Raw genomic sequence first — 21,047 nt, forward strand, 5'->3', positions numbered from 1 at the left:
TACAATTGGGGATTGATTGACGCGTCAGTTTACTCCTGTTGGATATCTGAGGGCTATAATATAAATCAACTCACATTTTGGGAAAATGAAAACTTTACTAATTCTTACCATTTTCTTCTTTCATGGATTTTACGTCTTACCTCAGGATATTATTATTGAAGGAGTGGTGAAAGATACTAAAACTGAAAAACTCGTTCCTTCATCAATTTTAATAGATGCCGCCTCAGGTCCAGAAAGATTTATTAGATATGATAAATCTGAGACCGATTCATTAGGATACTATCGTATAGAGCTTCCGAAAAACAATTACAGAATTCTTTTTTCTGCTCCTTATTATAATTACTATTTTGTTTTTATTGATTCTACTAATTCTTATTATAGAATAAACATTCCAATAGAATTGGATGAAGGGTCATTTAAACTATGTTTTGAGTTTAATTCCTGTAATATTAATGACTTAGACACGACAGTTTTACTAGATGTTTTAGAGGGCATTAATATTAATCGTGAAATTTTTAAAAGAGTTAAATATGATATCATATGCAAAGCCGATGTTAGTGAAAATAATTCCAAAGAACTGTCGCTGGCAAGGGGAAAAGAAATAGTAAAATATTTTACTAAGAAAGGTATTGCAAAAAGACATTTTAAAATACATCCGAATGTATGTGAAGGGGAGTCTATTTATGACATAAAAACTAATAGAACGGTTTTTTTCTGTGTCAGAACTTGGGGGCTTAGGAGAGATATAACCAATAAAAGTAATTAGCATTTTTTTATACAGTGCAGTAAACTAGTTAAAGGTATTAGTAAGAATGAAAATGACCTACTCAATACAACACCTAATAGATAGAATCAACAATGGCGAAAGGCTGAAGTATATTTATTTCTGGGGGCATCAGCCTGCTAAGGACGGAGCTATAACCAACTCATGTTTCAGTCAATGGTGGATTGCGGATTTTAGAGTTGATGGCATTATCTATAAGACTGCCGAACACTGGATGATGGCTAAGAAGGCTGAATTATTTGGTGACAAGGAACTGCATGAGAAGATCATACATGCCAAATCTCAAGGAGAAGCAAAAGATCTGGGTCGCAGGATATCAGAGTTTAATCAGGAAAACTGGGAAGCATCCCGCTTTGAAATTGTAGTGGAAGGGAATTATCATAAGTTTTCCCAACATCTGGAATTGAAAGACTTTTTGCTGAAGACGCAAGATAGAATTTTGGTTGAAGCAAGTCCGGTCGACAACATTTGGGGTGTTGGATTAGCAAAGGATAACGCGCGGATAGAGAATCCGGAAGAGTGGAATGGCTTGAATTTGTTAGGATTTGCGCTGATGGAGGTGAGAGACAAATTGAATAAAGAATAAGGAAGCCAGTTAGACCTTGAAGAGAGGCGCGTATATATTCGACCCCTTCAGGGTCGTGCCTATACCGAGATACTTTACTATAAACATGTAATCCCTTCAGGATTAAATCAAACTCAGCAGAAACATTTTTTTCGGAATGGATTCAGGTTGTCTAGGTAGTGAAAGGGGAGATAAGTTATTATTAATAAGGATCAAATAAATTGTGAATTGATCTTTAATGTTTTTGATTAATTCAAAGTTGCAGGAGGAGTGACCTCGAAGAGGTCATATGTTTATAGAAAAAAACGTTATAGATAACATTTCGACCCTGAAGGGGTCGCACAAAACCTTGGCGTTTTTACAATAAACATTCAATTTTTTCAGAATTAAAAAGCCCAAGCGCATTCTTCAGATATACATTTAAGTTGTCTCTGTCGTACTAGCCAAAAGTTCTTTTTGGAAAAGAAGCTATAAATCTATTTCAGGAACAGCCAGTATTGAAGACCAAAAATTGTTAGTTTCATAGATCTCAAATACTTGTATATTAGCCAAATTGTAAGGAAAGGTGACATTGAAGAGGTCATATGAATATAGAGAAAAGGATAATAGATATATCCGACCTGAAAGGGTCGCACAAAAGAACCTGCAGCTTATTATAAATATTCAAACATACTAGAATAAAAAAAACCAGATATGGCAGGAACATTTTCTCAGATTTACATACAAGTTGTCTGTGCAGTGAAAGGTAGAGAAAGTTTAATAGAGTCTTACTGGGAAAAGGAATTATTTAAATATATCACAGGCATAGTTAGAAATAAAGATCAAAAATTACTGGCTATAAATGGGATGCCAGACCATATTCATATATTAATAGGAATGAAGCCAAGCTGTTGTTTATCTGATTTGATTAGAGAAATTAAAAAGTCATCCAGCATATACATTAAGGATAAAAAATTTTCAAAGTTTAAGTTCCAGTGGCAGGATGGTTATGGAGCATTTTCATATAGCCATTCTGCATTGGATAATGTAATTGGATACATTGCCAATCAGAAGGAACATCATAAAAAGCAAACATTCAGAGAGGAATACAAAGCTTTATTGAACAAATTTCAAATTGAGCATAAAGACGAGTATTTGTTTGAATGGATAGAATAGTTTTCATAAAAATCTTTGGTGTTTTAACAGCCTTAAAACCAGGTCATATATAGGGTAGAGCACTGAGCATGTATATTTGACCCCTTCAGGGTCGCATCAAAAAAGCACTGATACTTTACTATAAACATTAATCCCTTCAGGATTAAATTCGGCAAAAGCTTTTTTCGGAATTAAAGTCATTTCATCTAAGTAGCCAAAGAGGGTTAAGGCATTATTGTGAAAAATTAAATCTTTTGAATTAGTTAAATTGTAGAGGAAGTGATCACAAAGAGGTCATATGTTTATGAAAAATTGTAATAGGTATTATTCGACCCCTTCAGGGCCGTACCAACCTTGATACTTTCTATAAACATATAATCCCTTCTGGATTAAACTTGGCAGAAGCTTTTTTTCGGAATTAAAGTCATCTCATCTAAGTAGCCTAAGGGCTAGGCATTATTATTAAAGATTAAATGTTTTGAATTAGTTAAATTGTAGTGGAATTGACCTCGAAGAGGTCAAATGTTTATAGAAGAAAATGTAAAAGGTGTTATTCGACCCTGAAGGGGTCGCACAAAAACCTTGATTATTCAATCCCTTCAGTATTTAAAAACAAATTCTGAAGAAACATTTTCTCCTAATTACAATCAGGTTGCTGTGTAGCTAAAGGGCAGAGAAGGTATTAGTAATAATAAAATCAAAAATTTCTTTTGAAGGAATTTTAAATGTTTTGGATTAGCTGAAAGTCCTAAGGTTACCTTGAAGAGCTCATATGTTTATAGAGACGTCGAGCAAATATATTCGACCCCTTCAGGGTCGTTCTTAAACCTTGATACTTTACTATAAACATGTAATCCCTTCAGGATTAAAACTTGACTCTGCAGAATGATTTTCAGAATTAAATTCAGCTCGTCTTAGTAGTCAAAGGATAGGAAGGTATTATTTATTATGGTTGAATGTTTTGGATTAGTTGAAAATTATAGGAAAAGTGACCTCGAAGAGGTCATATGTTTATAGAGAATAAAGTAATAGAAAACCTTCGACCCCGAAGGGGTCGCACAATACACCCCTGAGTATTTACTATAAACATTTAATCCTTAAGGATTAAAAAAACACCATTCACCTTCCAGATTTCAATAAGCACGTAAAAACTTGATAAAGTGCAATTTAGATCAAAGGCAACCGCACCCATTTTCGCCTATTTGCCGGTAATTTTCCCTTTAAATTGCTTAAATGATTGACTTTTATTAATTTTTATACATCTATACTTTTTGCCCTTTTATCTATTAAGTACAATAAATACGCCGGTAATAACTTTGCATTGGTTAGACCAAAGCACACGTTCATGTATCTTAAGGCGCTCCTGATTAAGTTCAATTCTTTTATTTAAGCAACAACGGATACTTTTAGCCTTTCACTAGTACAATCAAATAAATGAAGTTTAAAAACAATTTCAGGTTACTGTGCCTGGCTATGCTATTGCTGGTTAGCAATAGTTTTGCACAAACACAGCAAATTAAAGGACTCGTTGTTCTGGTAAGCTTTCTCGGAGATCCGTTTCCGGAATCTGCAGACTCGGTGGCTATGATGATGAACCAAACCGGATTTTCAGCATGGGGAAATCAAGGTTCTGTAAAAGATTACTTTTACACACAGACAAATGGGAAAATGGAATTTACACATGAGGTCATTAAAGTGTCCTTATCAAACCCCATCTCTCACTACAGAACAGGGGGAGGCAGAGATCTCTCAGACATCGTTGATGCGATCAACGCAGCATATCCTGCTGGATTTACAAACCTTACCTTAAGACCAGACAACTCTGTATACAGTTTTACAATATTAACCAAAGTAGGTGGAGGTGCATGGGCTTTCTATCCTCAACCCGGAAGCAATACCATTAAAAACAATGGAGTAAATGCATACGTCTACAGAGGAAATATTACGAATTTGGATTCATGGGAAAAACCATCCTATAATACAATTTGCCATGAAATGGGACATAATGTATTTGATTGGCCTGACCATTACCAAACAGCTTGGTCTAACCTTGGAAACTACTGTCTTATGGCATCTGCAGGTAATAATGTAGCACCTCAGATGATTAATCCTGCATTAAGACTTCAAAAAGGCTGGTTTGACAATGTAATAGAAATCGGTAACAAAGCGTCTGATACTACGATAACTACAGCATCAAACAGTTATAGTAAAGTTTTTAAATATACAAATCCTGCCAATTCAAAGGAGTATCTTTTGGTATACCCAGTGGTATATGGAACTTACTTCCAGGAAAGACTTGGAAGCACTAACATTGCAGATCAAGGTTTGGCAATTTATTATGTGGATGAAGTGGGTGGCATGGAAATTCCGGGACAAGAATCTGCATGGCAGGTAAAACTTATTCAGGCAGATAACAAAAATGACTTGCACGATGAGAGTGTCGCAAATGCATTACCTCTTGGTGGCGGCTTATATTACTCGCCTGTTCGTGGTGACTATAACGACCTATATGACAATGTAAAAAACAGCTTCCCTGCTGGTACCCCTTTCAGATGGAAAGACGGAGGCGAGTTTGGCCTTTTATTAGGTGACATTTCAGCTCCTGGGGCAACGATGACCTTTACTGTTTATGCAAGACACAATACATACATTGCAAAGTCAGACAACAATGGTACGATATCTCCCAAAGGTATTATTAACAGCCTTAGCCAAACTTTTACATTCAGCCCAAATCCAGGATATGAGGTAAATACGGTTAAGGTGAACGGAAGTAATGTAACACCTGTAGGCAATCAGTACACGCTTTCAGGTTCAGGAAATAAGACCATTGAAGTTACTTATAAAAGAAAATCACCTGAAGCAGCTTTACCTTCTCCATGGTATAAAGCAAATATCGGTACCGGATCAGCAACGGGCTTTGCAGCTCATGATTCAGGGGAGTTTTATATTGAGTCCTTTGGAAGTTCAATAAATGGAAACTCTGACAACCTTACTTTTGTATATCAAACTCTTTATGGTAACGGGTCTTTTGTAGCACGTATAAAAGAATACAAAAATCCTTCTAGAGAAGAAAGTAGGTTTGGGATAATGCTTCGTTCTGCTTTGACCGACAATGCGATACAATCTATGATTTCTAAAAAACCTTATAAAGGTGTGAGTGTAGAACAACGTACAGGAATGGGACTATATCTAACGTCTGATAATGCATTTGGTAGTAATCACTTATACGAACTATATACATGGTTTAAAATTACAAGAACTGGAAATGTCATCACCAGCCATGTATCGAAAGATGGTATCACATGGGTAAAAAAGGGAGAACAAACTATTTCTCTTTCAAATGAAATTTACTTAGGGCTATATGCTACAGGAGAAGTTTCAGGAATTCCAGCGAGAGCAATTTTTGATAATGTTCAGATTACAGGATTTACTTCATGTCCAAATGGCGGAAATAAACTTACCGGTACAAGCATTGGTACTCCTGGCTCATACAATAACTGGGGAGATACTCGCGATAAAGCATTTGATAATGACATAAACTCATTTTTTGATTCAGATGCAGCAGACGATATTGCATGGACAGGTTTATCTTTAGGAGGTGATTACCAAATCAATGGAATTAAATACTATCCAAGAGCTTATGCTACTGACCGTATGGTAGGAGGTAAGTTCCAGGGAAGTAATGTTGCGGACTTCAGCACAGGTGTTGTAGATCTTGCAACGCTTAGTGCAGAACCTATTCTTGACTGGAATTGTGTAAATGTTACAAGCACTGCTACATTTAAATATGTAAGATATATCAGCCCTGCACAAGGATGGGGTAATGTTGCAGAAATTGAGTTTTATGGTACAGCTGTAGTAACCAATGTAGCTCCAACTTTAAGTATTACTAGCCCTTCAGCAAGTGGTTCATTTACTACACCTGCTTCCATCAATATTACAGCAAATGCTTCTGATTCAGATGGGTCCATCTCTAAAGTAGAGTTTTTTGTAGGTAGCACGCTTATCAGCACTGATTACACTGCTCCATATTCTTATACCTGGAATACCTCTACAACTGGCTCTTATACCATTATTGCCAAAGCAACTGACAACAATGGCGCCAGCACTTCGGCTTCTGTTAATATTTCAGTTACAGTTTCATCAACAGATATTAATGGTCCTGCATGTGGAACCAACTATTCCACTTTGTCATACGAGGTAGCAGCAGCAAGAAGAACAAATGCTAAAACCTATAACTGGTGGTACACTGGATCAGCTCAATCTGTTACGGTTTCAGGAACACCTTATCAGGTAAATATTGCTACTGGAAATAATTTTCAGCCAGGCCAGCTTTGCGTAGGAATCAATTATGAGGGAGCTCCATACTATCAAGGCTATTGCATCAATCTTAGTGTTTGTTCAGGCTCCAGAGAAGAAAGTGCAGAGTTCACTGAAAGCGTTTCAACGATCAGCTATCAGAATCCGTTTACCAATTCAACAATGATTACATTTCCTAGTGCAAACCAGGTTGCAAACATTGAGGTAATGAATGCAAGCGGACATATTGTTGAAGAAGCACAGGCAACAGGTGCTTTTGAATTCGGTAATGAACTAAAACCAGGGTTTTATATCGTAAAAATCAACTTTGAGAATGAAACCAAAGTGGTGAAACTAGTGAAAGAATAATTACCGATTAAGATCTCTCAGGTTTCTATAAAACCAGGAGGCTTTGGTGTGAACCGGGCCTCCTGTTGTTTTTTTAGATAAACTCTCTTTCAAAAACCTATAACAATTCGCTTAACAGTTTTATAAAAGTACCGGTTTTCTCTGTTGTACTTTGGCTCTATTCATTTGAATTCTTCGGAACAGGCTAAGCGGGTTTTTTTATTTCGGGCAATCGTTTATATTAAAGCTTTATTAAGTCTTAAACCCGGAAGAAGATCGGCAAATAAACAAACTTATGACTTTAGAATCATTTAAGAAAGATCTGGAATTTGATGAAAGTCGAGTCAGGACAAAAGTCATTTTGGAAACTTCTTTTTCAAAAGAGATACGGATCCTTTTGAGCAAAGGGCAGATTATGAAAGAGCACAAAACACCGTTTCCCATTATTATCCACATTTTGGAAGGGGAAATTATGTTAGGTGTTAAAGGTATAAATCATGTAATGAAAAGTGGCGATATCATAACATTGGAAGGAGATGTACCTCATGATTTAACTGCAAAAGAGAATTCAATTGCCCGTCTTTCTCTTTCAAAGCATGATAAAGTAGAGCGCCTTAAAGATCTTATAGAGCAATAAAGATCATTTTGATGATACAAACAAAAGCTTATTTGTATTTGAGGAATATATTCTTTAATGATAGGCACTAATAAATTGAGAATGTTGACAATTGAAAAAATAAAATCAGAATTTTCATTTGTAGGAGGTTATCTTGGTACTGATATTTTTGAAGGTCAAGGTGAGTTTTGCGACATTTATTTTATGTGCAAAGGCCATCAATTAAAACAGGAGCAAATTGATATTTATAATCAATTCAAATAGAACTATAAAAATTTTCTTACTAAAATTGAAAAAACACCTATAAAGAATTTGTGAATGAATAATGATGACAGTCACTTTAACGGAAGATTGGACTCTCCCCATTTTTCCATTCTGTTTAGTATATCTTCAAGAGACCTTCCCCGGTCAGTTAACTCATACTCCACTTTTGGGGGTACTTCCTTGTAAACAATTCGATTGATCAGTCCGTCGCTTTCCAGTTCTTTTAATTTTGCAATAAGCATTCTTTCAGAAATGCCAACAAGTCTCTTTTTCAATTCATTGTAGCGGAGTTTTTTTTCATTAAGGAGATAAACAAGAATGTTGATTTTCCATCGTCCTCCGATTAAAGACAAGATTTGAGAAATGCCACAATGCTCTTTCCAGTATTTCTCATTGATGCTATTGGTAGAATGCTCTTTTCTAGATTTCATACATACTTTTTTGTTAGTACCATACAATTCGGTAAGTACTTTCTTCACTGTAAAGAAATCAAAATATTTGCAAAGAAAGATTTAAAAATAATAAAAATGGAAACATTCAAGACTGCATTTTATTGGTTAAGTTATGCTTATTATCTCTATGTGTTTGGGTATGCATCCCTTTTCAAGGTATTTCAAAAAAAATCAATGATGGACAGTATGATGTCACTTGGTTTTAATAAAACCTGGACGATTCTCATTGGACTCGGGGAGTTAACAGGAGTCATTTTAATTGTTGCTGGACTAATTAAACCACAGTTCAGAAATATGGGAATTCTATTATTGATTCCATTTTCTGTAGGAGCATTTACCGCACATATGGCACATCAGGAATATCAGCACTATTATAATTCATTGATAGTTTGTATACTTACAGTTGTCATGCTAGCTCTGGACAATAATTTTAAGATTCAGTTGTAATGGATTCAAATGGTTGTGCCTTGGTCATTGGCATTAGTTCAAAAATAAGATCCTTTGAAACGTCGAGTAGGACTATATTAGTAACCAGAGGACATTGATAGGCTTTTTAGAAATTTGTTTAACAGGTCGAAAATTTTTTATTGAGGATATGGAAAATGAAGAACCAGAATTCTGGGAAGCCAACTTTATTGAAAAGAAGGAAATGTGGGGTTTTGAACCTTCAAATGCTGCTATATTAACTATAGATTTTTTTGTTAAAAAATCTATAAAGAACATCCTCATTCCAGGTATTGGATATGGAAGAAATGCAAAGATATTCAGGGAAAACGGAATAACTGTAACAGGGATTGAAATATCAGAAACAGCGATAGCGATGGCAGAAAAGCATTACGGAAAAGATATGAAAATCTTTCATGGCTCTGTGGCAGATATGCCTTTTGATAATAAACAATATGATGGAATCTTTTGCTACGCTTTAATACATCTCCTGAATTGCGATGAAAGAGAGAAATTAATTTCTGACTGCTATAATCAACTGGCTGATAATGGCTACATGGTTTTTACAGCCATTTCAAAAGAAGCATCAACTTACGGTACCGGCAAATTGATCGGCAAGGATAGGTATGAAATGTTTGGTGGAGTTAAAATGTATTTTTATGATAGAGAATCCATTACCACAGAATTTAGCAAAGCCGGCCTGTTTGAAATCTCAGAAATTAATGAGAATTACCCTTTCTATTTAATTAAATGCAGAAAAAGCTGAAGTCTTAAATTATATAATCATACCAATAAAAAAGGCTAACCAGATTTATTTTGGTCAGCCTCTTTTAACTTTTAACTTTAAGCTTTGTGCTTTCAGCTTATAATATTTATAACTTACAACTTAATACTTATCACTTCTTAGGTACAAGTGTCACTGCTCTAAGCATACCATGCTCTTCACCTTCGAATGTAAGTTTCTCTTCACTGATATCTTTGATTTGTTTTTCAACAGTTTTTCCTCCTTCGTTATAATGAAGAGTAATGGTATTGTCATTAATTTCCCAGGTACCATCCTGAGTTTGTCCAGCTTCTGTATATTCAAATTTGCCGTCATTGGTAAATGAATAGTAGACACCACCGATCGCATCGGGAGAAACTGTTGTTCCGCCAAGTACCAGTTCTGTTGCCTTCCAGTCTTTGGCAATCATTTCCTTTTTTTCTTTAGCACATGCCGTTACAAGTATGGTAAGTACGATCAGAGCAGCGAATCTTTTTAAAAGCGTGGTTTTCATGATGATTTTTTAGACAATAAGATGTTAATTTGCAGATCAATAAAAATTCTGTTAAAACTACAGAAATTTTGTGCAAATGTAATAAAGCTTTTTAAACAGGAAAAGCTATTGGTGTATTCTGCCTGCGAGATTACAACTAATCTTTTCTATGCCAGATTGCTTTATGGTGTTTTACTATAACTTTTCAATATCCGATGGAAGTTCGTTTTCCTGTATACTTCAAGTTTACGACAATTCTTCTGGGGCTTATACTTTTGGTATATGTCCTTATAGAGTCACAAAATATTTTAGTTTTGATGGCATTGGCAGGACTCATTTCTCTTTTATTGCTTCCTTTGGTTCGAAAGCTTGAACGGATAATGTCTCCTACCCCAGCAATACTAATAAGTCTCATTTTGATAATTTTAGTCCTTGGCCTCGTTGGGATCTTTGTTTATTCCCAGTTGGTTGATTTGATGGAATCTCTTCCAGATATTACTCAGAGGCTAACCAAAATTTTAGAGCAATGGAATCCATTCTTTGAAAAATACCTTGGAGTAAAAAGGGGACAAACCATAACTTATTTAAAAGAAGAGCTGATTAATTTACTTCATCAAAGTACAGCTATATTTTCAACAACCCTTTCTGTTACCACAGGCATATTTACCGCAGTGGGCCTTGTTCCTGTTTTTATATTTTTCATGCTGTACTACAGATCTTTTTTCAAGCAATTCCTGCTCCTGTTATTTGACGTAGAAAGTCATGCAGATGTAATTAAGACAATCGAAAAAGTGGAAAGGGTAGCTCAATCATATCTTTCCGGATTACTTATTGTCATTTCGATAATATCAATTCTCAATATTATAGGACTCTATATAGTCGGTGTAGAATATGCAATATTTTTCGGACTATTTGCCGGTATGCTGAATATAATTCCATATATCGGAGTATTTCTTGGGTCAACTCTTCCTATTGTATATACCGCACTTAAAGGTGGCTCATTGATCCAGTGCATAGGTGCAGGAGCTGCCTTATGGGTTGTTCAATTACTTGAATCAAATTTTATTACACCAAATATCGTAGGAGGTAAAGTAAGCCTGAACCCGTTTGCTTCTATACTTGCATTATTAATAGGTGGTGCCATTTGGGGCCCCTTAGGAATGATTCTCTTTGTACCTTTTACTGCTATTCTTAAGGTTATTTTTGATGCCATTGATCCGCTTAAGCCTTATGGGTTTATCCTTGGCGAGCCTCCAAATACCAGGGAAGAAGACAAAGAACCATTTTTTAAAAGATTTTGGCCATTTAAAAAGAAGAAGGATTAGATTATAAGTTCCTTGCTCATCCAAAGTAAATGGGGCCTCATGCTACATTCCCTGCTGAATGAATCTTCATTGAAAATGCTACTCATGGCTAAGTGAGAAGATTACTTAACTAAAAGAAAGTATTAAGGTCAGTGGATTAATTATAATTTTTCTTTAAAAGTTTACACAAGATTTTTTTTTGCTAGAATAGCACATATAACTTACTGTATATCAGTGTAAGCAATTGAGATGCTTAACAATTTTTAATTCTTTATAGTTCTTCAAATACAGCTTCTCTCAGAGTTTGAATCTAAAAGCCTTTACTTATGAGAAGAATCCTACAACAACAAAAAGACTTTGTCTTTTTATATTTTATTATTTCGGTTATGTGTCTTTCCTGCAGTTTGGCAGAGCGGGAGTCAGAAGAAAGGTGTAAGGGAAACATAAGAGTAGCAAAAGAAGATCACTCGGATAAACAATTTCAACACCTTATAAAGTTTGTCAACAACAATACTTCCAATTCATCTAATGACCTTCACAAAATTCGTCAGAGGGGCGTTCTTAAAGCCATTACAGGGCTGGGAAGAACAAGTTATCATGTAAATAGCAATGGTGCCCCAGGTGGATTTGAATATGAGATGTTACAAGCATTGACAAAACATCTTAACATTAAACTTGAAATTATAGTTGCTGAAAGTGTAGAGTCTATGTATGATATGCTTAAAAGAGGAGAAGCTGACCTTATTGCATATCATTTGGTCCCTAGTAGAGAGAGGGAGAACGACGTAAATTATACCATTCCTTATAATCACATGAGGCAGGTGATTGTGCAGAGAAAATCATCTTCTCTTCTAAAGACCCCCTCAGATCTGGCTGGTAAAACCGTTCATATCCCCAAAGGATCTTCATTTAAAACGAGATTAGAACATCTTGAAGAAGAGATAGGAGAAGACATTTATATTCAGGAAAGAACTAAGCTCTTTGAAGAGGAAGATCTGATATTGCAAGTAGCCAGAGGAAAAATTGATTATACGGTTGCAGAGGAAAATATTGCTCGCCTTACCAGGGCTTACTATCCTAATCTTGATATTCAATTGGCAATAAGTTATCCTCAGAAAATTTCCTGGGCGGTAGGAGAGTATGCTCCCGAATTGTTAACTGAAATTAATGCATGGATGAATAAGTATGTGGAAGGAAAAAATTTTTCGAAGACATACAACAGATATTTTTGTCCGGGACAATATAGCCATGTGAAATGCGGCAGGAGCAAAGGTAGAAGTTTGTCGCAATATGATTGTCTTATAAAAAAATCAGCAAAGGAAATAGGCTGGGATTGGCGACTTTTAGCAGCGCTGGTATATCATGAGTCAAATTTTAATCCTCTGGCAAAGTCCTGGGCAGGAGCATGTGGCTTAATGCAACTGATGCCGTCTACAGCCGCCCTCTTCGGTCTGGAAAATCCGGAAGATCCATATGAAAATATGAAAGCTGGTATAAAATATCTTAAATGGCTGGAAAAGTACTGGAAGGAAAAAGTGCCCAACCAGGATGAACGGCTTAAGTTTGTGCTGGCTTCATATAATGCAGGTCAGGAACATGTGGCAGATGCGCAGAGACTGGCAATAAAATATGAAAAGAACCCTTTGGTGTGGGATGATAACGTAGCGTATTTCCTGCTTCAAAAAGCTCAGGTAGAGTACTACTCAGATCCGGTTGTAAAATTTGGATACTGCAGGGGCTCAGAAACATTTCACTATGTGAGCAATATTATAAGCAAGTTTCAATATTACAAGCAATTAATGCCCGACGAGATTATATAAAGTGATTTTTATAAAGTATGGAACATGTTCATCCATTTGTAGTTCATTTTCCCTTGGCATTGCTCATTACAGCAAGCTTTATGGGTTTGGTTGGTATATTTTACAGAAGAGGTTTATTTAAAGAGATAGTTTTATGGCAATGTGTTGTTTCTTTGTTCTTTCTTTTTCTTGCTATTATAAGTGGTTATAGTGATGAAGAAAGAATCATAAGGTCATTGCCGGTAGATGAGCTGATGGCTGTTCATAAGAAAAATTCTTATATTATTACTGTCTTATTTCTTATTCTTACTTCTTGGCTGGTATTAAGAAAGAGGGCAATGAAAACCGTTGAATATGCATCATGGGTTGTCTTTCTCACTATCGGAGGTGTTTCAGTTATTTATCAAGGCGTACTTGGTAGTAAACTTGTCTATCGTGAGGGAGTTGGAGTAAAGCCTGTAGAATTAGCAAAATCAAAAGCTGCTGAGAAGTTGAAACAGGAAGCAAATATCAATTATTGAAAGCTGTGATAGCACAATTGTAATATTTAGAGAAACCAGGCATGTCGTATGACTGGAATTCTAGAAATGAATTATATGACATTTCCACGCTCCTGATGTCTTTAGATGAAGGATTTAGGAAAGGGTCTTTTTAAGATTCAATGAAACAACTGAGCTGTTTTTATTATCAAACAAGAATGAAATTCCCGGGTTAGCAATAATCAGGGAATTTTTTATGAAAATACTAAACAGCTTGAGTATAAGAAATAAACTCCTTTTGCTCATTGGAGTACTACTCATTCCTCTGCTATACTTTAGTGCAATCAACCTCATCAACCAGTTAAGTGATCATAAAAGGTTAACATCAGTTTTTGATAAAATCAAAAAGACAGAGCTTACATCTAGTCTTATAAATACTATTCAGAGTGAAAGAATACTTAGCCAGGCATACCTGAGTAGCCAGGGAAAGCAATTTGAAAGGGAGCTTATAATGGCCAGAAAGGGAACGGATAAGGAAATAATAATTTTTAAAAGGTTTTTAAATGAATCAGATGAAGAGATTTCTCATGGCTTTTACCTTACGGAGAGGCTTGATGAATACAGGAGTGAAATTGATCATCTCAAAGTAGATTCTTTATCCAGCAAAATCCTGTATAGTGATATCATTTACCATTTGCTTGATGACATTGAACATACAGCTTTTACAATCAAAGAACCTGAACTCCAAAACGAAGCCTATGCATTTCTTTACCTTCTCAATGCAAAAGAATCTTTAGGTCAATTAAGGACAATCGTGATGAGAGGAGTCACGACTGGAATTTTTTCTGTTAAAGACTATGGAACTTTCTGTATACGCAAGGCTTCATATGAAAGAGATATTCAGAATTTCCTGACTGAATCTTCCACAAATGTATATAATTATTATTCTAAGGTTGTCAAAGACAAGGCTTTTAAAGAGGTATGGAGTACAATGGCGCTGATATATGATAGAGCCTCAATTGAAGATGCCATAGATTCTCCCGAAACATGGTTTGAGAAAACAACAATTTGCATGGACAAGTTGAATAATGTTGCCATGTATGACATTAACCTTCTCAAAAAGGAGATGGAAGACCTTCTTCTTACAGGGCGCAGGAAAATGCTTGTCTTTACTGGTTCTGTCTCACTGTTGGTTTTGATATCTGTATTCCTTGCAATATATTTTATCAGAAATATTTCAATGTCGGTTATAAAGTTAAAAGATGCTTCTGAACAGATCTCTAATGGTGATACCAATGTTGTGCTTAAGATAAAATCCAATGATGAGATCGGAGCGCTTGCCAAATCTTTTACATTAATGAGTGAGACTATGAAGCGTCAGGCCAATATCGCTTCGGAAATCGGCAAGGGAAATTACGATGTTAATATCGAGGTAAAGAGTGAACATGATCTTCTCGGCAACTCCTTAAAAAAAATGAACAACAACCTCCGGAATTTCTCCAAAAGAGAAAAAAGGAGGACTTGGGAACTAGACTTTGACAGGGAGCTTAATGACTTTATGCGCGGTCAGAGAAGCATTGATTTATTACTCAAAAAAATAATCGGTTTTATCTCTGAAAAATTAAACCTGCAAATAGGTCTCATATATTTATTGTCTGATACAGGGATACTGAACGTAAAGGCTACCTGGGGGGTCGATATTGAAAAAATCAGAGATAAAGAATTCACTTTAGAGGAGTCCAGACCCGGTCTTGCACTGAAGTATGAAAGGGTGATAAAGTTGAGAGATGTTCCGGAATCTTATTTTAAGATCTATTCAGGGGTAATAAATGGGATACCATCCAACATTATGTGGGTGCCATTGGTGTTTGAAGAGTTTAAAATCGGAGTTTTTGAACTTGCCTCCAATAAAGAAATACCAAAGGAGGACATAGAATTTTTTATGGCAGAATGCGGAAAGATTTCAATGGTTCTTCTGAGCCTTAGAGCAGTAGAGCGAACAAACCAGTTACTTTCAGAATCACAGAGCCAGGCAGAAATATTATCTGTTCAGCAAGAAACACTAAAGGAGGTTTATGAGGAGTTACTTTTGCAGAAAAATAAGCTGCAGGCATCTGAAGAAGAACTAAAATCCAGTCAGGAGGAGCTTCAGGAAAAAAATTTGGAGCTCGAAGAAAAGGCAAGTCAATTAGAAGAACAGTATGAGGAGTTAAGAATAAAAAACATTCAGCTGGAAGAGGCCAGAAAATCTATTGAAAATAATCTGCTTCAACTAGAGGTTACTTCCCGATACAAATCAGAGTTTCTGGCTAATATGTCTCATGAATTAAGAACCCCTCTAAACAGTATTTTGATTCTTTCCAAGTTGTTATTAGATAGCAAGGATGGTATTCCGGATAACCATAAAGAGTATGTTAAAATAATAAATCAGTCTGGAGCAGATCTTTTAAGACTTATAAATGATGTACTTGATCTTTCAAAAATTGAATCTGGAAAGATTAACACAGAATTGGATTTTACCTCTTTGGATGATTTGTTGATGAAAGAGCAATTCAGGCATGTTGCAAAAGAAAGAAATATTGAATTTACAACATTTGTAAAACCTGAATTGCCAGATAAAATTTATACTGATAAATTCAGAGTTCAGCAAATTCTAAAAAACCTTCTTTCCAATGCTTTTAAATTCACACCATCCGGAGGTAAAGTTTCTATAAACATTTACTATGCTGATGATCAGGTAATATTTCAGAGCGATAGTTTAAAATCATCAAATAAGGTAATAGCATTTTCAGTAGCAGATAGCGGCATTGGCATTTCTGAAAAAAAGCAAAAACTTATATTTGATGCTTTCCAGCAGGAAGACTCTTCAACCACAAGAAAATTCGGAGGTACAGGGCTTGGGCTCTCCATCAGTAAAGAGCTGGCAAATTTGTTAGGCGGGGAAATTCATCTTGAAAGTGAAAAAGGTAAGGGAAGTATTTTTACCCTGTATCTTCCAGAGACGTCAGAAGAACAGGGACTTTCTAAAAGCGATGGTTCTGAAATATTTCAGAATGAAAATCCGATAAAGGAAGATCAGGAAAATAATGACAAACAACGCAATGAATCGGTTTTACTGATTATTGAAGATGATGTCAGTTTTTCAAATGTCATATCAAATATTGCCCAAACCAAGGGATACAAAACCTTTGTTGCGCATACAGGCTATGAAGCTATCGAAAAAGCTTTTGAGGAGATTCCCGGTGCAATAATACTAGACATAGGCTTGCCTGATATAAGTGGATGGGAAGTACTTGAAAAGATCCGAAGTCATGATATTCTAAAAGATGTACCTGTTCATATTCTCTCAGGAGAAAAAGATGCAGGTCTTGTTAAAAACTTTCCCAATGTGTGGTTTAAACAAAAGCCTGTTGGTAAAGATGTTCTTGAAAGGACTTTTTTTGAAATAGAAAGATACAACAGCAAAGCTCTTAAGCATATTCTTATTATAGATAACGGGAGTGATCCGGAAGAAAAAATCAGGAATTTTATTAAGCTGGATTCTGTAAAGATAGTAAGCAAAGCAGAACCTGAAGAGTCTGAGAAATTATTGTTGTCAAAAAAGTTTGATTGTATAATTATGCACTTCCATCTTTCAGACAATGATTTCAAGATATTGCAAATGGTAAGAAGGGATGAAAAAAATTATAACACTCCAGTAATTATTTATACGGATAAAGACCTTTCAGAAGAAGATGAAAGGAAGATAAAAAAGTTTACGGAGTCAATAATTATCAAAGCACCTCAGTCAGGAGACAGGCTTGCTGATGAAGTAAATTTGTTTTTATATCATATAAAAGGAATCAGATCAAAGGAATATTCAGTTAGGGGAAAGTTTATTAATTCAGACGATGCATTGAAGAACAAGAAAGTTTTGATTGCAGATGATGATATTCGAAATGTTTATGCTCTGTATAATGTTCTTGAGTCTGAGGGCGTTAAAGTTATTTCTGCCGGTGATGGTAAAGAAGCGCTTCAGCAATTGGCTGAACATAAAGACATTGATTTGGTTCTTATGGATATAATGATGCCCGAAATGGATGGATATGAAGCAATGCGTCGAATAAGGGAAATGAACGATTATAAGGACATTCCTATTATAGCGCTAACCGCTAAAGCTATGAAGGGAGATAAAGAGAAATGCATAAATGCCGGTGCTTCGGACTATGTGAGCAAACCAATGGATGTTGAAAGATTATTATCCCTTATGCGTGTGTGGTTGTATGAAGGCAGGAAACGGTAAAATGGTATTGGAGGATGATCAAATAGAAGATCTGTTTGTTTCGGTCAAACGGAGATATGGATATGATTTTACAGGGTATTCTGAAGCTTCAATAAAACGCCGGCTTCAAAAGTTTATAGAAACATCTGAAATACAATCAGCAGGTGCTCTTAGAAATCATTTATTGCAAGACGAAACTTTTTTCAGATTTTTTCTTGATGAGATCACCGTCAATGTAACAGAGATGTTCCGTGACCCTTTGTTTTTTGCAAGTCTTAAAAAAAACGTTTTTCCCCTGTTAAATACATATCCTTTTATAAAGATTTGGGATGCAGGCTGTGCTTCGGGAGAGGAATTATATTCTCTAGCTATTTTTCTTGATGAAGATGGACTTTATGGAAAATCAAGGATTTATGCAACAGATATAAGTCAGCGGGTATTGGATAAGGCAATGGACGGTATTTACCCTATTGACCTGATGAAAGAATATACAGGGAATTATATACATGCAGGAGGAAAGAGATCCTTTTCTGAATACTATACTGCGATGTATGGTAATGCAATTTTTCACAGCAGCCTGAAGAAAAATGTAATGTTTTCTGCACATAATCTGGCTGTTGATGAGTCTTTCAATGAATTTAATCTGATTGTTTGCCGTAATGTACTGATATATTTTAAGCGACAGCTTCAGGAAAGAGTGATTGAATTGTTTCTTAAAAGTCTGCCGGTTTTTGGATTTCTTGCACTGGGGAATAAAGAAACACTTTCCTTTTCCAGCTTTAAAAATCATTTTGAAGAAATTGACAGGTTACAGAAAATATACAGGAGGATAAATTGACTGATATGCTTGGAAAGATGGAAGCAATAGTGGTAGGAGGTTCATGGGGAGGAATAGATGCAGTGATAAAAATACTATCTGCACTTCCTTCTGATTATAAACCTACTATGATTATAGCTCTCCACAGGCCGAAGAATGTTGTTAATTCACTTGAAGGGATATTAAAGCGATATTCTAAAATACCTTTTTCAGAGCCACAAGACAAGGAGGAAATCAGGTTCAACCATGTTTATCTGGCACCTTCAAACTATCACCTGTTCATCGAAAAAGAGAGGATCTTCTCCTTGGACGTTTCTCCCCCTGTTAACTATTTCAGGCCATCAATTGATGTGTTGTTTGAAAGTGCTGCCGAGGTTTACGGGAAATTACTGACCGGAATACTTCTAACAGGTGCGAATAAAGACGGAGGTGATGGAATGAAAACTATTGCAGAAAATGGAGGTTTTACTATTGTTCAGGACCCTTCTACCGCCGCCTCAGGAATTATGCCTTCGGCCGCGCTTAGATTGATAAAACCTGATTTCCTTGGTAATATTCATTCAATCATAGAATTAATTTCGTCAGGGAAAGAATTTATATGGCAATAAATTCAACTCAAGAACTGAATATTCTTTTAGTAGATGACAGACCAGAAAATCTTTTCAGCCTTGAAAAGGTGCTGGAAGACGAACGTCTTAATCTTAAATTTTTTAAAGCTGATTCAGGAACCGAAGCGCTGAAAATTGCTCTTAAGGAGGAGCTCGCTCTCATTATGCTTGATGTGCAGATGCCTGGTATGGATGGCTATGAGGTTGCTAAAATTCTTAAAGAAAGCAGTAAAACCAGAAATATACCGGTCATTTTTGTCACTGCTATTAACTACGAAACTTCATATGTGGTGAAAGGCTATGAGTTTGGGGCAGTAGATTATCTCTTCAAACCGCTGGATCCTCTGATTACAAGAGCTAAAGTTGTTTCATTCCTTCAGCTTTACAGCCAGCAAAAAGAGCTTGAGTATAAAAATGATGAACTGGAACACCTGGGCTTGCTGGTTAATTTAACAACTGACCTAATGTATATCTATGAACCTCATAAAGAAACTTTTATCCATATTAATCCCGCTGTTCAGAATTTCACAGGAAGAAGTCTTGAAGACTTAAATTCTGGTAAATATAATAGTACAATTATTGACCCGGAGTTGCTGAACATATTTAAAAATCCCTCCGGACCAAATCAGATTATTCAGAATTATGAACAACAGCATATTGACAAAACCAATGAAAATTGCTGGATAAGCTGGTCCTTCATTCTCAACAAAGGCAAGTGGTATGCAGTGGGTAGAAATATAACAGCTAGAAAGGAGTCTGAAGATAAACTTGCCTTAGCCAATGCAGAACTGGAAAAGAAAGTACAGGACAGAACTGCAGAAATTTCAAAAACCAATAAAGAGCTTAAGTATGAGGTTGATCGAAGGGCTTATGCTGAAGAACACCTGAGGATTTATAACGATATGCTGGTAGAAAAGAATAAAGAGCTTGACAACTTTGTATACACTGCTTCACATGATCTTAAGCTGCCAATCGCAAATCTGGAGGGGTTGTTAAAGACGCTAAAGGAAGAAATAACAGAAGGTTCTGATCAAGTGGAGCCTGTATTGAACATGCTTGCTCATTCTGTAACGCAGTTAAAAGAGACTGTTCAGGATCTTTTAAAAGTAATTCAGGTTCAAAAGGAAAGGATGGAAGAGCCTGATAATTTCGACTGTAAAGAGATTATTGAAGAAATTAAATTCAGCATTAAAGAACTTATAGAAGAGTCTGGAGCAAAAGTTATTACTGATATTCAAAGGTGTGATGAGCTAAAACTCACTAAGTCTGACTTTAGAAGTATTATCTATAACCTTATGTCAAATGCTATAAAATATCGCTCACCCAATAGAATTCCTGAAGTGTTGGTGAAGATGTATGAAACGGATGAACACTTTGTGATAAAAGTTTCAGACAATGGTCTGGGAATACCGGAAGATCAGCAACAAAAGCTGTTTTCAATTTTTAAAAGAGTATATAGCCATGTAGAGGGTAGTGGCATAGGATTATTCATAGTAAAAAAAGCAGTCGAGAGATATAACGGCTACATAACAGTTGAAAGTGCTGTTGACAAAGGTACGGAGTTTAAGATATTTTTTAATAAGCCGAAACAAAGCTCTGTTTAATAGCTATTGGAAG

General features: G+C 35.7%; 17 protein-coding genes. 15 read left to right on the plus strand and 2 right to left on the minus strand.

The features are described from left to right. Window positions 1-85: 85 nt before the first annotated feature. The 6 genes from MYP_RS08145 (at window position 86) to MYP_RS26050 (ending at window position 8,010) form a co-directional block, all read left to right on the plus strand. Window positions 86-766 carry a hypothetical protein gene (locus MYP_RS08145; protein ID WP_045461453.1) on the plus strand — a complete coding sequence of 227 codons (681 nt, stop codon included), beginning with the start codon at window positions 86-88 and terminating at the stop codon, window positions 764-766. 52 nt (window positions 767-818) lie between these two features. Beyond that, complete coding sequence (locus MYP_RS08150) at window positions 819-1,370, plus strand: NADAR family protein (protein ID WP_156140415.1); 552 nt, start codon at window positions 819-821, stop codon at window positions 1,368-1,370. A gap of 672 nt (window positions 1,371-2,042) precedes the next feature. Beyond that, window positions 2,043-2,504, plus strand: coding sequence for an IS200/IS605 family transposase (gene tnpA, locus MYP_RS08155; RefSeq protein ID WP_045461456.1), 462 nt, complete (start codon window positions 2,043-2,045; stop codon window positions 2,502-2,504). Window positions 2,505-3,917: 1,413 nt separating this feature from the next. Continuing rightward, the gene (locus tag MYP_RS24855; RefSeq protein WP_052430030.1) at window positions 3,918-7,151 is read left to right on the plus strand and encodes an Ig-like domain-containing protein; all 3,234 of its coding nucleotides are present in this window, start codon (window positions 3,918-3,920) and stop codon (window positions 7,149-7,151) included. Between the two features lie 274 nt (window positions 7,152-7,425). Continuing rightward, window positions 7,426-7,767: a cupin domain-containing protein gene (locus MYP_RS08165; protein WP_045461459.1), complete on the plus strand. Its 342-nt coding sequence runs from the start codon at window positions 7,426-7,428 to the stop codon at window positions 7,765-7,767. Window positions 7,768-7,848: 81 nt separating this feature from the next. Further along, window positions 7,849-8,010, plus strand: a complete 162-nt coding sequence (locus tag MYP_RS26050; RefSeq protein WP_156140417.1) for a hypothetical protein — start codon at window positions 7,849-7,851, stop codon at window positions 8,008-8,010. A gap of 71 nt (window positions 8,011-8,081) precedes the next feature. On the opposite strand, the gene MYP_RS08170 is transcribed toward MYP_RS26050, so the two are convergent. Beyond that, entirely contained in the window at window positions 8,082-8,441 is a 360-nt protein-coding gene (locus MYP_RS08170; protein ID WP_045462451.1) for a winged helix-turn-helix transcriptional regulator, read from the minus strand. Between the two features lie 96 nt (window positions 8,442-8,537). On the opposite strand from MYP_RS08170, the gene MYP_RS08175 reads away from it, so the two are divergent. Both MYP_RS08175 and MYP_RS08180 read left to right on the plus strand, forming a co-directional pair. Continuing rightward, window positions 8,538-8,909 carry a DoxX family protein gene (locus tag MYP_RS08175; protein ID WP_045461462.1) on the plus strand — a complete coding sequence of 124 codons (372 nt, stop codon included), beginning with the start codon at window positions 8,538-8,540 and terminating at the stop codon, window positions 8,907-8,909. A 148-nt stretch (window positions 8,910-9,057) separates the two neighbouring features. Then, the gene (locus MYP_RS08180; RefSeq protein WP_045461465.1) at window positions 9,058-9,672 is read left to right on the plus strand and encodes a class I SAM-dependent methyltransferase; all 615 of its coding nucleotides are present in this window, start codon (window positions 9,058-9,060) and stop codon (window positions 9,670-9,672) included. A 130-nt stretch (window positions 9,673-9,802) separates the two neighbouring features. On the opposite strand, the gene MYP_RS08185 is transcribed toward MYP_RS08180, so the two are convergent. Further along, a complete protein-coding gene (locus tag MYP_RS08185) occupies window positions 9,803-10,183 on the minus strand; it encodes a lipocalin family protein (protein WP_045461468.1) in 381 nt (126 codons plus the stop codon). A 194-nt stretch (window positions 10,184-10,377) separates the two neighbouring features. On the opposite strand from MYP_RS08185, the gene MYP_RS08190 reads away from it, so the two are divergent. The 7 genes from MYP_RS08190 (at window position 10,378) to MYP_RS24860 (ending at window position 21,034) form a co-directional block, all read left to right on the plus strand. Then, complete coding sequence (locus MYP_RS08190; RefSeq protein WP_045461470.1) at window positions 10,378-11,487, plus strand: AI-2E family transporter; 1,110 nt, start codon at window positions 10,378-10,380, stop codon at window positions 11,485-11,487. Between the two features lie 305 nt (window positions 11,488-11,792). Continuing rightward, complete coding sequence (locus MYP_RS08195) at window positions 11,793-13,286, plus strand: transglycosylase SLT domain-containing protein (RefSeq protein ID WP_081990444.1); 1,494 nt, start codon at window positions 11,793-11,795, stop codon at window positions 13,284-13,286. Window positions 13,287-13,303: 17 nt separating this feature from the next. Next, on the plus strand, window positions 13,304-13,786 hold the full coding sequence (locus MYP_RS08200) for a DUF2231 domain-containing protein (protein ID WP_045461473.1): 483 nt from the start codon (window positions 13,304-13,306) through the stop codon (window positions 13,784-13,786). Window positions 13,787-14,000: 214 nt separating this feature from the next. Continuing rightward, window positions 14,001-18,026 (plus strand): response regulator, encoded by a 4,026-nt coding sequence (locus MYP_RS08205; RefSeq protein WP_052430032.1) that lies wholly within the window; start codon window positions 14,001-14,003, stop codon window positions 18,024-18,026. Beyond that, a complete protein-coding gene (locus tag MYP_RS08210) occupies window positions 18,007-18,843 on the plus strand; it encodes a CheR family methyltransferase (protein WP_231570023.1) in 837 nt (278 codons plus the stop codon). The genes MYP_RS08205 and MYP_RS08210 overlap by 20 nt, the downstream gene beginning before the upstream one ends. 5 nt (window positions 18,844-18,848) lie before the next feature. After that, window positions 18,849-19,430, plus strand: a complete 582-nt coding sequence (locus MYP_RS08215; RefSeq protein WP_156140419.1) for a chemotaxis protein CheB — start codon at window positions 18,849-18,851, stop codon at window positions 19,428-19,430. Further along, the gene (locus MYP_RS24860; protein WP_052430034.1) at window positions 19,421-21,034 is read left to right on the plus strand and encodes a hybrid sensor histidine kinase/response regulator; all 1,614 of its coding nucleotides are present in this window, start codon (window positions 19,421-19,423) and stop codon (window positions 21,032-21,034) included. The genes MYP_RS08215 and MYP_RS24860 overlap by 10 nt, the downstream gene beginning before the upstream one ends. Window positions 21,035-21,047: the final 13 nt, after the last annotated feature.

The organism is Sporocytophaga myxococcoides, from assembly GCF_000775915.1.
Classification (GTDB): Bacteria; Bacteroidota; Bacteroidia; order Cytophagales; family Cytophagaceae; genus Sporocytophaga; species Sporocytophaga myxococcoides_A.

What these genes read in the sequence shown, in the direction of transcription:
- MYP_RS08145 (WP_045461453.1), top strand. Translation starts at nt 86, where the DNA reads ATGAAAACTTTACTAATTCTTACCATTTTCTTCTTTCATGGATTTTAC.
- MYP_RS08150 (WP_156140415.1), top strand. Translation starts at nt 819, where the DNA reads ATGACCTACTCAATACAACACCTAATAGATAGAATCAACAATGGCGAA.
- tnpA (WP_045461456.1), top strand. Translation starts at nt 2,043, where the DNA reads ATGGCAGGAACATTTTCTCAGATTTACATACAAGTTGTCTGTGCAGTG.
- MYP_RS24855 (WP_052430030.1), top strand. Translation starts at nt 3,918, where the DNA reads ATGAAGTTTAAAAACAATTTCAGGTTACTGTGCCTGGCTATGCTATTG.
- MYP_RS08165 (WP_045461459.1), top strand. Translation starts at nt 7,426, where the DNA reads ATGACTTTAGAATCATTTAAGAAAGATCTGGAATTTGATGAAAGTCGA.
- MYP_RS26050 (WP_156140417.1), top strand. Translation starts at nt 7,849, where the DNA reads ATGTTGACAATTGAAAAAATAAAATCAGAATTTTCATTTGTAGGAGGT.
- MYP_RS08170 (WP_045462451.1), bottom strand. Translation starts at nt 8,441, where the DNA reads ATGAAATCTAGAAAAGAGCATTCTACCAATAGCATCAATGAGAAATAC.
- MYP_RS08175 (WP_045461462.1), top strand. Translation starts at nt 8,538, where the DNA reads ATGGAAACATTCAAGACTGCATTTTATTGGTTAAGTTATGCTTATTAT.
- MYP_RS08180 (WP_045461465.1), top strand. Translation starts at nt 9,058, where the DNA reads ATGGAAAATGAAGAACCAGAATTCTGGGAAGCCAACTTTATTGAAAAG.
- MYP_RS08185 (WP_045461468.1), bottom strand. Translation starts at nt 10,183, where the DNA reads ATGAAAACCACGCTTTTAAAAAGATTCGCTGCTCTGATCGTACTTACC.
- MYP_RS08190 (WP_045461470.1), top strand. Translation starts at nt 10,378, where the DNA reads ATGGAAGTTCGTTTTCCTGTATACTTCAAGTTTACGACAATTCTTCTG.
- MYP_RS08195 (WP_081990444.1), top strand. Translation starts at nt 11,793, where the DNA reads ATGAGAAGAATCCTACAACAACAAAAAGACTTTGTCTTTTTATATTTT.
- MYP_RS08200 (WP_045461473.1), top strand. Translation starts at nt 13,304, where the DNA reads ATGGAACATGTTCATCCATTTGTAGTTCATTTTCCCTTGGCATTGCTC.
- MYP_RS08205 (WP_052430032.1), top strand. Translation starts at nt 14,001, where the DNA reads ATGAAAATACTAAACAGCTTGAGTATAAGAAATAAACTCCTTTTGCTC.
- MYP_RS08210 (WP_231570023.1), top strand. Translation starts at nt 18,007, where the DNA reads ATGAAGGCAGGAAACGGTAAAATGGTATTGGAGGATGATCAAATAGAA.
- MYP_RS08215 (WP_156140419.1), top strand. Translation starts at nt 18,849, where the DNA reads ATGCTTGGAAAGATGGAAGCAATAGTGGTAGGAGGTTCATGGGGAGGA.
- MYP_RS24860 (WP_052430034.1), top strand. Translation starts at nt 19,421, where the DNA reads ATGGCAATAAATTCAACTCAAGAACTGAATATTCTTTTAGTAGATGAC.